Annotated in this window: 14 protein-coding genes; 6 read left to right on the top strand and 8 right to left on the bottom strand. The window is 59.7% G+C overall.

What is annotated here, in order from left to right:
• Nucleotides 1-11 precede the first annotated feature (11 nt).
• Nucleotides 12-335: a ferredoxin FdxA gene (fdxA, locus tag VCB98_RS02645; RefSeq protein WP_346050199.1), complete on the top strand. Its 324-nt coding sequence runs from the start codon at nt 12-14 to the stop codon at nt 333-335.
• Nucleotides 336-411: 76 nt separating this feature from the next.
• Here fdxA and VCB98_RS02650 read toward each other — a convergent pair whose 3' ends face one another.
• The 4 genes from VCB98_RS02650 to VCB98_RS02665 form a co-directional block, all read right to left on the bottom strand.
• Nucleotides 412-1,047, bottom strand: a complete 636-nt coding sequence (locus tag VCB98_RS02650; protein ID WP_346050201.1) for a DJ-1/PfpI family protein — start codon at nt 1,045-1,047, stop codon at nt 412-414.
• Nucleotides 1,048-1,052: 5 nt separating this feature from the next.
• Complete coding sequence (gene traF / locus VCB98_RS02655) at nt 1,053-2,435, bottom strand: conjugal transfer protein TraF (protein ID WP_346050203.1); 1,383 nt, start codon at nt 2,433-2,435, stop codon at nt 1,053-1,055.
• Nucleotides 2,436-2,648: 213 nt separating this feature from the next.
• Nucleotides 2,649-4,037 (bottom strand): DUF4397 domain-containing protein, encoded by a 1,389-nt coding sequence (locus VCB98_RS02660; RefSeq protein WP_346050205.1) that lies wholly within the window; start codon nt 4,035-4,037, stop codon nt 2,649-2,651.
• 289 nt (nt 4,038-4,326) lie between these two features.
• Entirely contained in the window at nt 4,327-4,971 is a 645-nt protein-coding gene (locus VCB98_RS02665; protein WP_346050207.1) for a S24 family peptidase, read from the bottom strand.
• A gap of 154 nt (nt 4,972-5,125) precedes the next feature.
• Between VCB98_RS02665 and VCB98_RS02670 the strand changes: the two genes are divergently transcribed.
• From VCB98_RS02670 to VCB98_RS02685, 4 genes are all read left to right on the top strand, one after another.
• Nucleotides 5,126-5,419, top strand: a complete 294-nt coding sequence (locus VCB98_RS02670) for a helix-turn-helix domain-containing protein (RefSeq protein WP_346050209.1) — start codon at nt 5,126-5,128, stop codon at nt 5,417-5,419.
• 60 nt (nt 5,420-5,479) lie between these two features.
• On the top strand, nt 5,480-5,635 hold the full coding sequence (locus VCB98_RS02675; protein ID WP_346050211.1) for a hypothetical protein: 156 nt from the start codon (nt 5,480-5,482) through the stop codon (nt 5,633-5,635).
• The gene (locus tag VCB98_RS02680) at nt 5,632-6,183 is read left to right on the top strand and encodes an LOG family protein (protein ID WP_346050213.1); all 552 of its coding nucleotides are present in this window, start codon (nt 5,632-5,634) and stop codon (nt 6,181-6,183) included. The genes VCB98_RS02675 and VCB98_RS02680 overlap by 4 nt, the downstream gene beginning before the upstream one ends.
• Nucleotides 6,184-6,245: 62 nt before the next feature.
• Nucleotides 6,246-6,701 (top strand): GNAT family N-acetyltransferase, encoded by a 456-nt coding sequence (locus tag VCB98_RS02685; RefSeq protein ID WP_346050215.1) that lies wholly within the window; start codon nt 6,246-6,248, stop codon nt 6,699-6,701.
• 27 nt (nt 6,702-6,728) lie between these two features.
• Here the strand turns inward: VCB98_RS02685 and trhA are convergent, their stop codons facing one another.
• Nucleotides 6,729-7,364 carry a PAQR family membrane homeostasis protein TrhA gene (gene trhA / locus VCB98_RS02690; protein WP_346050217.1) on the bottom strand — a complete coding sequence of 212 codons (636 nt, stop codon included), beginning with the start codon at nt 7,362-7,364 and terminating at the stop codon, nt 6,729-6,731.
• Between the two features lie 41 nt (nt 7,365-7,405).
• Nucleotides 7,406-8,044 carry a GTP cyclohydrolase II gene (ribA, locus tag VCB98_RS02695; protein WP_346050219.1) on the bottom strand — a complete coding sequence of 213 codons (639 nt, stop codon included), beginning with the start codon at nt 8,042-8,044 and terminating at the stop codon, nt 7,406-7,408.
• A 222-nt stretch (nt 8,045-8,266) separates the two neighbouring features.
• Between ribA and VCB98_RS02700 the strand changes: the two genes are divergently transcribed.
• Nucleotides 8,267-9,457, top strand: coding sequence for a cyclic di-GMP phosphodiesterase (locus VCB98_RS02700; protein ID WP_346050222.1), 1,191 nt, complete (start codon nt 8,267-8,269; stop codon nt 9,455-9,457).
• 39 nt (nt 9,458-9,496) lie between these two features.
• Here VCB98_RS02700 and lpdA read toward each other — a convergent pair whose 3' ends face one another.
• Entirely contained in the window at nt 9,497-11,290 is a 1,794-nt protein-coding gene (gene lpdA / locus VCB98_RS02705) for a dihydrolipoyl dehydrogenase (protein ID WP_346050224.1), read from the bottom strand.
• A 121-nt stretch (nt 11,291-11,411) separates the two neighbouring features.
• Entirely contained in the window at nt 11,412-13,082 is a 1,671-nt protein-coding gene (gene aceF / locus VCB98_RS02710; RefSeq protein WP_346050226.1) for a dihydrolipoyllysine-residue acetyltransferase, read from the bottom strand.
• Nucleotides 13,083-13,116: the final 34 nt, after the last annotated feature.

Genomic DNA, 13,116 nt, shown 5'->3' on the forward strand with positions numbered 1-13,116 from the left:
AGCCAGACCTCATGACCTACGTCGTCACCGAAAACTGCATCAAGTGCAAGTACACCGACTGCGTCGAAGTATGCCCCGTGGACTGCTTCCACGAAGGCCCCAATATGCTGGTCATTGATCCGGAAGAATGCATCGACTGCACGCTGTGCGAACCGGAATGTCCGGCAGAAGCGATCTTTTCGGAAGATGACCTGCCGGAGGGGCAGGAGCATTTCCTTGAGCTCAATGAAGAATTATCACAGGACTGGCCGGTGCTGACCGAAAAGAAGGATCCGCCGGAAGACGCCGACGACTGGGACGGCAAGTCAGGCAAGCTGGAGATGCTGGAGCGCTGAGCCCAAACACGATGCGCAATCGACAAGCCGCTACCGGCCGCAGCCGGCAGCGGCTTTCTTTTTCAGCCATGCCAACTCAAGCGGCACCGGGCCCGACGGGCTGACGCCGATATTCCATGTAAGCCGCGGTCTCATCCGCGACAGCGCGCCCCTGCCAACGCTCGACCAGGTGCAGAGCCGCATCGATGCCGGCTGAAATACCACCGGCGGTTACCAGATCCCCCTCGTCCACCACTCGACAATCCCCGACCACCTCACAGTCCGGCGCCAGCTCGGCCAACCACTCCAGGTAGGCGTGGTGAGTGGTGACCCGCCGTTGGCGAAGCAGGCCCGCGCGGGCCAGGACGCCGGCACCAGTGCAGACCGACATCACCAGCTCGACATCGCGGGACAACTGCAGAAGACGGGCAAGGAAGGCCTCGTCGGCCATCAGAGCGCGGACGCCGTATCCGCCTGGAATCACCAATGCGTCCAGGCCCGCCGCGTCCTCCAGCGAAGCGTCGGCAGTCACGCGCAGGCCCCCGGTAGCCGTGATTTCGCGGCGGCCCGACGAGAGCAGCCTGGGTGGCATGGGTGACTGCCCGTCAAGGCGACTCTCACCCGACCGCCGGGTGACGGAGAAAACCTCGAAGGGCCCGGCAAAATCCAGCACCTCTACCCCGTCAAAGACGAGGATGCCGACACCGGCAGATGGCTCACCGCGGTCTGTCACCTGCATCAACTGCCGAAGCGGAAACCGAACTGAAAATAGCCGCTGACTTCATTGCTGTTCCCGGCTGCGCCGATGTCCACGTGTATGGGGCCGGGGGAAAGACCGACACCAACAGAGGCCACGTCTTCGATCAAACTGTCAGAGGCGAGATTGATCCGGTAGCCGGCACGCAGCTGGATCCAGGAGAGAGGCCGCAACTCACCGCCGAAGGACAGGAAGCGGGTATCCGGCCCAAAGCCCAGAGGCTTGTTCTCGGTAATATCCAGATCAGCGGCCAATGTAAACATGCGGCGATCCCAGCTGAATCCCACTCGAAGCTGTGGATCCAGATCGATGTCACGGCCCTCCACGGTCCCATAGGATTGAGGGAAGAGATTACGAAGGCTGGCACCGACCCGCATGTCGTCCCGGATAGCCATGGCAACACCAATATCCACATTCATGTTGCTATGACTGTCTCGCCGGTCATCAAAATCCACATCGTCTTCGTCCTGGACCGTGACGATGTAATCGAAGGTATCAACGTCCACCAGCTTGGGGGTTACACCGACCGCCAGAGTACGGCCACCGACATGAAAGTCCCGCGCCAGGGTGAAACCAAGCTCCTGCATTACCGCACCCTGGAACTGGAACTCGGAAACGAAATCGTCGGTAGTGTCCTCGTCGGGCAGGTCCGCATCACGACATTCTTCCAGACGATCCTGGTCCGGCTCATCGCCGGAAGCGGCCTCCTCCAGACAGGAGACCACATTCGCCGCAAGCCCGAAACTGCCATCGATCAAGCCGAAATCCTGCTCATCAAGCAGGAAGAGACCGCCCCCCAGACCCCGCACCTGGTAATGGAGGCCCGTTCCCCAGGCACCCAGGCGGGTACCGAAAGCACCGGAGGCCCTGGCTTCAAAGGTAATCGGCTTATCGGACATGGCCTCGATACGCTGCTTTAATTCCTCGCGGGTGCCATCCAGGGTATTGAGGTCGGCGGACAAAAGACTGATGTCCTGCTCCAGGGCTTCGTTGCTGTCATATTCCTCGTTATCGATTCGCTGCTGGATCAGGCTGAAGGTGTCATTGAAGGCCCTGATATCGATTTCAGCCCGATCAATGACATTGGAGTCATCGAACTCATCGAAGGCATCAATGAATTCCTCCTGATCCGCCAGGGAGACCCCGAAGGAGGGAAAAGTCAGCCCGGTCCGGTAACGGCGCATGGAGGGTGCTGCCAGAGCGGCGTTATACATCACTGAATTCGGCCCATCGGCAGTGGCCACGGCGGCCCCCCCCATCCCCAAGGCCCGCGGCTCCGCCGGCAGGAAGGGATCGGCGATCAGGATCGCCGGCAGAGAAAAAACGGCGATACCAGCGACCAGGGCAGTGCGTGATCTAGACATGGGCTCCCCCTGACTAAAACTTGAGAAAATCCCCCGTATCGACAATGGAGAGTGTTTATCGCCCCTGCCGATCCACCCAAAGTATGGCGCTGAATGCGGTAAATGAAAAGCCGGATTGACGGGTGGCGCGCCATGGGGGACGACCGGCAATCACAGCAAAAAAGGGCCCGACCTTCACGGCCGGGCCCTGGATTCCTCCACAATCAGATCAAATCAATCTGCTTCGCGGTCAACAATCAGCCACGGCGTCGGCTCTTCGTCGCCCTCCTCGCTTTCCGGCAGCGCAACCACGGTATACACACTGCCTGCATCGAACTCGAGATCAAGCGGGCCGATAACAGGATCGCCACCGTCCGAGGTAACCACAGCCACCGAATAGGTGCCGGCCGCGGCTTCGGCGAAATCACTGGCCTCGCCTTCCGACAATTCCTCGATCAGCGCTCCACCGTCGGCCTCCACATCCACCGTGGGCCCGGGAATAATGCCGTGGACGGCGCGGATGGCGAAATCATCTCCGGACACCGGCCCGGAACGGTCCAGGGTAGGCAGGAAGGTCAGACTTCCAGCACCCGCTTCACCCAGGGCAAAGACGGAATAGGCATTGCCCGGCTCAGGGGACAGATCAAGCTCACCGACAACATTGCCGTCTGCATCCAGCACTCTGGCGAGATAATCCAGCTCGCCCAGCACGCGGACATAGCCGGTGTGTTCGAAGTAGGACAAGCCCTCAACCAGGGGAATCCAGGAATCACCCTCATCCGTGCTTACTTCCACATCCACCGGACCGGCATCCGGGCTACCATGGGCAACGCGCACCTCCGATTGCTGATCAATGAGCGGCAGGAAGGGGGCGGCACCCACATCAGTGGCAGCACCGATGAGAATCGGGGAAAAGCCCTGATCGGTGTTCACCGCGGCGGCCAGCATGGAGACGCCCGGGAAATCGCCGAGCTCAGCCACATAGTCATAGACCACGTCGGTTGTCCCGCTGACCGTAACCCGAATACGACTGGTCTCGGCAGCCACTTCGAGAAACTCGTCGGCAATATCGCCGAAAGCCAGATCGGTCGCCGCCGGCTCGGCATCGTCCAGATCGGCATCCACGGTCGTCAGATAGAGATCCACCGCGGGCGCGCCGACAGCCAGGTGAGCCGGTCGCAGCTTCACGAAGCCATCAGCCACACCATCATTGAGATCGCTGATGATGGCCACGTCCAGATTGCCGGCTTCAACCGAACCCCAGACGATAAAGCTGTATCGACCGTCAGCCGAGGGTGTCACTGCCTGATCGATAACAGCATCTTCCAGCTCGCCGCCCGCAGGGACCACCTGAACGGTGAGCTCATCGGCCGGCACCTCCAGGTAAGGGCTCGCCAGGGGAAAGCCAACCTCTTCCAGCACCAGCTCACCACCTACGTAGATGTCCACCGGCCCCGCATCGGGCGAGGCGTGGTAGGCGCGAAGCTCGGCAACCTCACCGGCATCGCCATTACCATTGCCAGCATCGTCGTCATCATCGCTGGAACTGCTGGAGCTGAAGCAGCCGGCAAGCGCAAAAAACGCAGCCAGCAACAAACTAAGCAAAAACTGCCGTTTCTTCATGATTTGACCTCCTGGAAGCGAAGCGCAGCCGCCCCACGTTGGTACCCATGTTCGTTTGGCGTGCGTAGACACCCACGTGCCCACGCCCCAAATGTACATGCTTTGTACATGAAGTCAACAACATTTAAGGCTTTTTTGACAAAGCGTTACGCTGCCTGGGAATTTTCTGTATCGATTTTATATCACTTTTTAACTTATTATGGATCGATCATCGTCAACCACGGGCGTATACCGGCAGCGAATGACCGAAGCAAGGGGGTGCCTGGATTACAAAGGGGGACGGGAAGGCTCAGTCGAGGGGATTACCCACCCAGACAACTTTGCCGAAAACGGACAGGTCCGATTTGCGTTCCTGGCGCAAATACTGTTCCCGGTAGGCGGGATTGTCATTGGTGGCGAGGACACCACCCTCAACATCAAGCTGGATGCGCCTGACAAGCAGGGCGCCATCCACCTCGAGTACGTAGAGACCGTCTTCACTCAACTCATCGTGAGAAGCATCCACCAACAGGAGTGCCCCATCCTGCACGGTCGGGGTCATGCAGTCGCTACGGCTCTCAAGCAAGCGCAAGTGCTTCTCGTTCCAGCCACGCTCACGCAGCCAATCCGGCTGAAATGCAATCCATAGCGGCTCGCTCCGTCCGCCCTGGAGATCCTGATTGGACTCCGCCGGATCAGCCACGGCAGGTTGCTCCAGGGCGACAAAATCCACCGCCGGCCCAAGATCCCCTTCCCGTTCCGGGCCTTCACCAGTCAACAACCAATGCGCAGACACCCCGGCGGCGCGGGCAATACTGGCCAGGCGGGATGCCTTGGGCTCGGCATTACCGGACAGGTAGGTCTCCAGAGTACGCCGGGGAATCCCCGTCTCGCGGGCCAGGCAGGCACCATTACCCGCCAATTCCGCACATCGCCTTAATCGTTGTTTGAGCATATCCATTGACTCCGAGCTGCCCTGCTTATTTGCCCGCCCGGCGGATGGCCGAATGGGACATTCCTCATCTTTCACTGTCGAAACTGGTAATTGCCGCCCAGTCTTGGCAAGATGTTGCGCTCTACTGGAGCAGTACTCTGCTACGTAACCGCCAATGACCAAAAGCCACGCCCCAGATATCCCCAGCGAGCCGCGGCAGCGACGGGAATGGATCAAATACCAGCTTCGTTTGCGCGGCTCCTCGCTTGCCGACGTGGCCCGGCGGCATGGCGTAAGCCGTGATGCAGCGATCCTGGCCTTGCGAAAACCTTACCCACGCATGGAAAGAGCAATTGCCGAGGCTATCGGACTCAAGCCACAGCAGATCTGGCCCGAGCGCTATGATGCCGCCGGCTTCCCCAACCGTCCCTTGGGACGCCCTAAAAAGTCTATCAGCAAGAAGACCTGAGACAACAGCCCGTTGACCCAACGGCCATCCAATTCAGCTGGCCATTCGTCGGAAACAGGCATGGAAAATGGTCATATTGCCCAAGACCCGCTGCGTACAAGGGCGCAGACTTTTCATGCCGGCAACTCGGTGCTGGCCAAGGCTGAATTCTTCCAACGGCCTGCAGTCGGTTACACTGCGGATCAGTGTAAAAAGCCGATGGAGTGCAGCAATTGAGCAATGTTTGCGTCTTCTGCGGATCGCGGCATGGCCGGAATCCTGACTACACCCGCCTCGCTCACAATCTGGGCGCGGCGCTGGCAGAGCAAGGCCATGGCCTGGTTTATGGTGGCGGTCGTGTGGGCCTGATGGGCGTCATGGCCGACGCCGCAATGGCAGCCGGGGGCAAAGTGCTCGGCGTCATCCCCGAGTCTCTGGAGAGTCGCGAAGTTGGCCACCGCAACATCACGCGACTGGAAGTTGTGTCTGACATGCTCAGCCGCAAGCAACGGATGATCGAGCTATCAGACGCATTCATTGCCCTAGCCGGCGGCCTCGGTACGCTGGATGAGCTGTTCGAGGTGCTCACCTGGCGCCAGTTGGGCTTGATTGATGAGCCCATTATCCTGCTCGACCCCTTCGAGGATTTCACCGGGATCCGCAGCTGGATGGACCATGCCTGCCGACAAGGGTTCATGGACCCCGAGCATCGCGACATGCTGGTGGTCGCTCACAGCCCGCAGGAGGCCCTGGAACAACTGACCCCACGGGCTGCAGCCTCATGAATGCGCGGGATAGAAATTCAGCAGGGGGGATACGAGCGGCGAAGGAAAGCGATTGGCCGCTTATGCGGTCCATTTTCCTGCAAGGTGTAGCGACCGGCCAGGCCAGCTTCGAAACGGAAAACAGTATTCCCAGGGACTGGTCCGAGTGGCGATCCTACAAGCATCCGGATTCGATCCTGGTTCATGAGAGCACAAAGGGTGTGACTGCCTGGGCTGCACTGGCCCCAACCAGCCAACGACGGTGCTATCAGGGGGTGGCGGAAGTGCAGTTGTATGTCGCGGAAAGCTGCCGTGGCCAAGGCCTGGGCCAACGCTTGCTGGATGCCCTTATCGACTATGCCGAAGCCAGGTCTCTTTGGACCCTGCAGGCAATCGTGTTCCCGGAAAATCAGGCAAGTCTTGGCCTGTTTCAATCCCGGGATTTTCGGCTCGTAGGCCGACGGGAGAATATCGCCCGCATGAACGGCATCTGGCGAGACACCCTATTGCTGGAGCGGCGCTCTCCCAACATCTACTAGGCGCTCAATCACTGCCCTTCCGTAAGCCTACCCAAACAGCTGGAAACTGACAGCAGTGAAATGGCAGATACTCCCGCCCAGAACGAAAAGGTGCCAAATGGCGTGGGAGTAAGGCACTCTTTCATTGTGATAGAAAACCGTGCCGGCGGTGTAGGTGACGCCACCTATGATCAGCCAGCTGAGCGCCGCCGGCGGCAGTTCCCGGGTCATGGGCACGAAAGCCACCATTGCCAGCCAGCCCATGGTGACGTAGGTGGCCGTGGATAACAGTCGGTAGCGTCCGGTGAAAAACAGTTTGAGCACGATGCCGAACGCCGCCAACCCCCAGATAACAGCGAATAGACTCCACCCCCAGCCGCCGTTCAGCCCCACCAGGGTGAACGGCGTATAGGTACCGGCGATCAGAAGGAAGATGGCGCAGTGATCCAAAACCTTGAGGCGGCGACGCAGTGCCGGACGGCTGGCGGCATGATAGAGAGTGGAAGCCAGATACAGCAGGACCAGGGCAGTGACGAAAACCGACGCAGTCACCACTTCCAGCGGCCCTGTGTAAATCGCGGCCAGGGTAATCAGCACCGTGCCGGCCACCAGGCTTACCAATACGCCCAGGCCATGGGTTGCCACATTGGCCAGTTCCTCCGGTGACTGGCGAAGCCCGGTCATACTGCCTCCTGATTCAAACGAATGTTTGAACCATTATGACCTCAGTCTTCGCCGCCGTCCAGGGGGTCAAACAGGTGGCCCATGCGGTCTCGCTTGGTGCGCAGGTAGGCTTCGTTATGAGCAGTGGGATCGGCAATGATGGGCTCACGGTTCACCACCTCCACGCCCTCCGCACGAAGCGCCGAGAGTTTGCTCGGATTATTGGTCATCAACCGGACCTGCGGAAGCCCAAACCAGGCCAGAATATCAACGGCGGGACGATAATTGCGCAGATCGGCATCAAAACCGAGGCGCTCGTTCGCTTCCACCGTGTCCAGACCCTGGTCCTGGAGGGCATAGGCCCGGATTTTCTCGGTCAGGCCGATGCCACGCCCCTCCTGGCGAAGATAAATCAGAATCCCGCGGCCCAGGGCGGCGATGCGGGCCAGGGCATCATCAAGCTGGCTGCCGCAATCACAGCGCAGGCTGCCCAACACCTCACCGGTCAGGCACTCCGAATGAACCCGGCAGAGCGGTGCCGGCTCGCCGCCCAGATCCCCCATTACCAAGGCCACATGCTCACGGCCACTCCCCGCTTCGGCAAAGACATGCATACGAAAACAACCATGGGCGGTCGGCATGTCGCACTCACTGGAATGGCTGACGGTTCCCCTGCCGGAGGCGGCCTGCTGCTGCTTCATGGATCTCTCAGAATTCCTGAAAAATGGGCGTCTTATTCTACCGGAAGTCACCGCCCGGCACCGGAATCCCCCCGTCCGTCGCCAATCTGGCCCGCCCGTCACTCGACGACGGCAATACCCGAGCAGCCTGCTAGTCTCAAGTAAGAGTATTCAAGCAGCATTCCGGGTAGAATTGGGCCCGCCAACCCATTCCGGGAGGATAAAATTGGCGAGGGGACTCTCATGCCGAGCGCGGGACAAGTCCGGGTGGCCGTTCACGATCTGGTCCCTGGATTATACATAAGCCAGCTTGACCGGCCGTGGACGGAAACCCCCTTCCTGTTTCAGGGTTTCGAACTCCGCGACGAGCAGGAACTTGGCATCCTTAGAGATTATTGCCGCTATGTCTGGGTGGACGCGGCCCGCAGCCGGGTGCCCATTCCCGCAGCCAGCAAGCCAGTATCGACCACCTCACAACAACCCCCGGGCTTCGGTGCCGGCTTGAGCCGCTGCCAACAACGAAGACAACAGGCCAAAGCCATCCTGCGACCCGTCTTTGAGCAACTCAGTGAGGACACGGCCGCCTCGGTGGAGACGCTGGGTGAAAGCCTCAACAACCTCAACCGGGAACTGATCAATCATCCGGATGCCATGCTGTGGCTGAATGCCCTGTATGAGCCGGACCAACGGCTGATATCGCACTCGCTCAACGTCTGCACCCTGTCGCTGCTCATGGCCGAGCAATTGAACCTGTCCATGGAAAACCGTACAGCCCTGGGCATGGCGGCGCTTCTGCATGACGTGGGCAAACTCGGCCTGCCCGACCGAATCGTCTTTGAGCCATTGCAATTGCGGATGGACGATTGGGAACAGATTCACGCCATGCCGGTAAGGGGCGCTGAACGACTCAAACGCTGCGGACTGTCCGAAATGGTCATTGAGATGGTCCACCGCCACCAGGAACACCTGAATGGCGACGGCTTTCCCAGACAGCTCCGCGGCACCCGTGAGCTGTCACTGGAGACCCGCATACTTGGTCTGGCCAATGCTTACGATGCGATGACCGCTGACTGGCCCCGCAGACCTGCCCTATCGGGTCATGAAGCGGCGGTACGGCTTAACCGTATTCAAGCCGATCGCTGGGGCCGGGAATGCATGGAAGGCCTGCGTCGTGCTCTGGGCGTTTACCCACCAGGCACCCAGGTATTGCTAACCAGCGGGGACAAGGCCGTGGTAATCATGAGCCAGCCGCAGACCCGACTCCGCCCAACCGTGGTCATCCACGAAAAGGCTGCAGGCCAGGCGCCGGAGAGCATGGCATTGACCGATCTGTCCATGCCAGGCTGCCGCCATCGAATTGAACGGCCACTCCCCGCACACCCGAAACAGGGAGAGCTGCTGGCCCACATCACGCATCGACTTCTGGCTGCCTGACTCAGGGGCGGAGCGTGTCTTAGGGAACCTCTGATTAATTCATTCGCGCTTGGCTTTCCGCTTTGGCACGTACAGATCGGTCAGATTGCCCTCGAAGGCCTCGGCGCTGAATGCCACGGTTTCACTCAGGGTTGGGTGAGGATGAACGGTGAGTCCGATGTCGGCGGCATCCGCCCCCATCTCTATGGCCAGCGCCATCTCTGCTACCAACTCGCCCGCGTTGGGGCCCACTGCGGCACCCCCCAAGATCTTGTCCGTCCTGGGATCAAACAAGAGCTTGGTCAGCCCCTCATCGCGCCCCAATGACAGCGCTCGGCCGCTGGCGGCCCAGGGAAAACTGCCGACTTCGTAATCGATCCCCTCCGACTTCGCCTGCTGTTCCGTCAGGCCAACCCAGGCCACTTCCGGATCGGTATAGGCGACAGAGGGGATGACGCGAGCGTCAAAATAGGATTTTTCCCCCGCCGCCACTTCGGCCGCCACCTTGCCCTCATGGGTGGCCTTGTGGGCCAGCATGGGCTGTCCTACCACATCGCCGATGGCAAAGATGTGGTCCACATTGGTTCGCATCTGACGATCCACGGCAATGAAGCCACGATCATCCACCTGCACACCGGCCTTCTCGGCATCGATCTTGCCGCCATTGGGAGCACGGCCCACAGCTACCAGAACCCGCCCGTAATAGGTAGGCCCGGGAACGTCCTTGCCTTCAAAGGTCACCTTGATGCCCTTCTTGTGAGCTTCGAACTTGCTGGCCTTGGTGCCGGTCATGATGCGCGCGTAGCGCTTGGAGACATACTTTTCATAGGGCTTGACGATGTCCTTGTCGGCCCCCGGCATAAGCTGGTCAGTGAGCTCGACCACATCGATCACCACCCCCAGAGCAGAATAGACATTGGCCATTTCAAGACCAATGATGCCGCCGCCCACCACCAGCATCTTCTTGGGCAGCTCTTCCAGCTCCAGGGCATCGGTGGAATCCATGACTCGCGGATCATCGTGCGGGATGAAGGGCAACTTCACCGGCTGAGATCCAACGGCAATGATGGCCTTGTCGAAATGAATGACAGTTTCCTTTCCGTCCTTATCCACCACGAGGTGGCGATCATCGGCAAAACGACCCAGGCCGGTGACCGTTTCCACATTACGCTTTTTCGCAAGCCCCGCCAGACCGCCCGTGAGCTTTCCAATTACCTGGTTCTTCCATTCCCGTAGCTTGTCCCGGTCAATCTTCGGCTTGCCGAAATCCACCCCATGATTGGCCATGGCGCCCGCTTCGTCGATGACCTTGCCCGCGTGCAACAAGGCCTTGGAGGGAATACAGCCCACATTAAGACAGACACCGCCAATGGACTCATAACGCTCAACCAGAATGACTTTCAGACCCAGATCGGCTGCACGGAAGGCGGCGGTATAGCCGCCTGGCCCGGAGCCGATCACCAGTAGATCGCAATGCTTGTCGGCATCGCCGGAATATTGGGCGGTTGCCGGCGCCGGTTTCTCGGCCTTTTCAGATTTTTTCTCGGACCCGGACGCCCGGCTTTCCGCTTTCTCCTGGGCAGCCGTTCCGGCATCTCTCTTGGTGTCTTCTTCCTCGGCTTCCAGCTCGGCAATCACCGAGCCCTCGGCAACCTTGTCGCCGGTACTCACCTTCAGGCTGATGATCCGGCCCGCCTGAGGCGCAGGAACATCCATGGCCGCCTTGTCCGTCTCCAGCGTAATCAGCCCGTCTTCCGCCTCCACGCTGTCGCCTTCCGCCACCAGCACATCAATGACTTCCACTTCATCGAAATCGCCGATGTCTGGGACTTTGACTTGGATGTTATCCGCCATGAGTTTGCCTTCTTCGGGTTCTCTTCAAGTTTCTGTTGTACGGACTTCGATCGCCGGGCGGCGAGCTACGAGCAGCGAGCGGCGAGCCGATTGCTCTTGGCTCGTTGCTCGTGCTCGCTGCTCACATAACGAGATTCCTGCATTCGCCCAGCACATCCGCCAGGTAGCGGGTGAAGCGGGCGGCGGCGGCGCCGTCGATGACTCGGTGGTCATAGGACAGGGACAGAGGCAGCGTGAGCCTTGGCTCGAAATCCTGGCCGTTCCATACCGGCTTCATCTCGGCCTTGGAGACGCCGAGGATAGCCACCTCCGGGGCGTTGACAATGGGGGTGAAGGCCGTGCCACCGATACCGCCCAGACTGGAGACCGTGAAACAGGCGCCTTGCATATGCTTCTGCTGAAGCTTGCCATTGCGGGCCTTCTCGGCCAGCTCGCCCAGTTCACGGGCCACATCAAAGACGGACTTATCATCCACGTCGCGAATGACGGGCACCACCAGACCGTTGGGCGTGTCGGCGGCAAAACCCAGGTGGAAGTATTTCTTCATCACCAGGTGCTCGCCATCCGGATCCAGGGAGCTGTTGAAATCCGGGAATTCCCGCAAGGCATGCACACAGGCTTTCATGATGAAGGCCAGGGGCGTCATCTTGGTGCCCATGGCTTCGGCGTCAGACTTCAGGGCCTTGCGTACCGCATCCATCTTGGTGATGTCAGCCTCATCATGCTGCGTCACATGAGGCGCATTGACCCAGCTGGCCTGGAGACGGGGACCGGAGATCTTCTTGATTCGGCCCAGCGGCACCCGCTCCACATCACCAAACTTGGAATGATCAATATCCGGCACCTGGGGCAAACCAGCACCGCCACCGGCACCACGAAGCTGAGATTTGACCCACTTTTTCACATCATCATGGGTGATCCGGCCCTTATAGCCGGAGCCGTGAATCTTGACCAGATCCGCACCCAGTTCCCGGGCGAACTTGCGTACCGAGGGGCTGGCATGGGCCTTGGCGAAGCCAGATTCGTCAATGGCCTGGAGGGAGCCTCTATCCAGCCCCTTATCCGTACCACCGCCTGCATCACCGGTGGGCTCGCTTTTCTTGTCTTGACCGGGCTTCGGAGATTCAGGCTTGTCTGCCTTTTTCGGCTCACTTTCGGAGGCGGAATGTTCAGGCTCAACACCACCCACCACCGCTTCCATCACGGCAACCACACTGCCCTGAGACACTTTGTCTCCGGCCTTGACCTTCAATGACTTGATAGTGCCGGCATGGGGCGCAGGCACATCCATGGCCGCCTTGTCCGTTTCCAGGGTAACGATGCCCTGCTCTTCTTCGACTTCGTCCCCTTCAGCCACCAGAACATCAATCAATTCCACTTCATCGAAGTCACCGATATCAGGGACCGTGACCTCCACTTCCTGCTTTTCGCCGGCCGGCGTCGCCTCTTCCGTCGCATCGCTGGCAGGCTGGGACTGATCCTCATCGGTATCAGAATCATCGGATCCAGATGGCTCATCAGAACCCTTGTCCTGAGCCGATTCTGAACCTTCCACTGCCTCAAGCTCGGCAATTACCGTGCCCTCAGAGACCTTGTCTCCACTGGCCACCTTGAGGCTAAGCACCTTGCCCGCCTGGGGCGCCGGCACATCCATCGCTGCCTTGTCCGTTTCCAGGGTAATCAGGCCATCCTCAGCCTCGACGCTGTCCCCCTCTGCCACCAGCACATCAATGACTTCCACTTCATCGAAATCACCGATATCCGGGACCTTGACTTGGATTTTGTCCGCCATGGGGTTGCCTTCTTCAGGTTTTGTTCAGGTTTCT

The organism is Natronospira elongata (assembly GCF_034931365.1).
In the GTDB taxonomy this organism is placed as follows: domain Bacteria; phylum Pseudomonadota; class Gammaproteobacteria; order Natronospirales; family Natronospiraceae; genus Natronospira; species Natronospira elongata.

What these genes read in the sequence shown, in the direction of transcription:
- fdxA (WP_346050199.1), top strand. Translation starts at nt 12, where the DNA reads ATGACCTACGTCGTCACCGAAAACTGCATCAAGTGCAAGTACACCGAC.
- traF (WP_346050203.1), bottom strand. Translation starts at nt 2,435, where the DNA reads ATGTCTAGATCACGCACTGCCCTGGTCGCTGGTATCGCCGTTTTTTCT.
- trhA (WP_346050217.1), bottom strand. Translation starts at nt 7,364, where the DNA reads ATGACCGGGCTTCGCCAGTCACCGGAGGAACTGGCCAATGTGGCAACC.
- VCB98_RS02660 (WP_346050205.1), bottom strand. Translation starts at nt 4,037, where the DNA reads ATGAAGAAACGGCAGTTTTTGCTTAGTTTGTTGCTGGCTGCGTTTTTT.
- VCB98_RS02685 (WP_346050215.1), top strand. Translation starts at nt 6,246, where the DNA reads ATGCGGTCCATTTTCCTGCAAGGTGTAGCGACCGGCCAGGCCAGCTTC.
- VCB98_RS02675 (WP_346050211.1), top strand. Translation starts at nt 5,480, where the DNA reads ATGGAAAATGGTCATATTGCCCAAGACCCGCTGCGTACAAGGGCGCAG.
- VCB98_RS02700 (WP_346050222.1), top strand. Translation starts at nt 8,267, where the DNA reads ATGCCGAGCGCGGGACAAGTCCGGGTGGCCGTTCACGATCTGGTCCCT.
- VCB98_RS02665 (WP_346050207.1), bottom strand. Translation starts at nt 4,971, where the DNA reads ATGCTCAAACAACGATTAAGGCGATGTGCGGAATTGGCGGGTAATGGT.
- VCB98_RS02670 (WP_346050209.1), top strand. Translation starts at nt 5,126, where the DNA reads ATGACCAAAAGCCACGCCCCAGATATCCCCAGCGAGCCGCGGCAGCGA.
- lpdA (WP_346050224.1), bottom strand. Translation starts at nt 11,290, where the DNA reads ATGGCGGATAACATCCAAGTCAAAGTCCCAGACATCGGCGATTTCGAT.
- ribA (WP_346050219.1), bottom strand. Translation starts at nt 8,044, where the DNA reads ATGAAGCAGCAGCAGGCCGCCTCCGGCAGGGGAACCGTCAGCCATTCC.
- aceF (WP_346050226.1), bottom strand. Translation starts at nt 13,082, where the DNA reads ATGGCGGACAAAATCCAAGTCAAGGTCCCGGATATCGGTGATTTCGAT.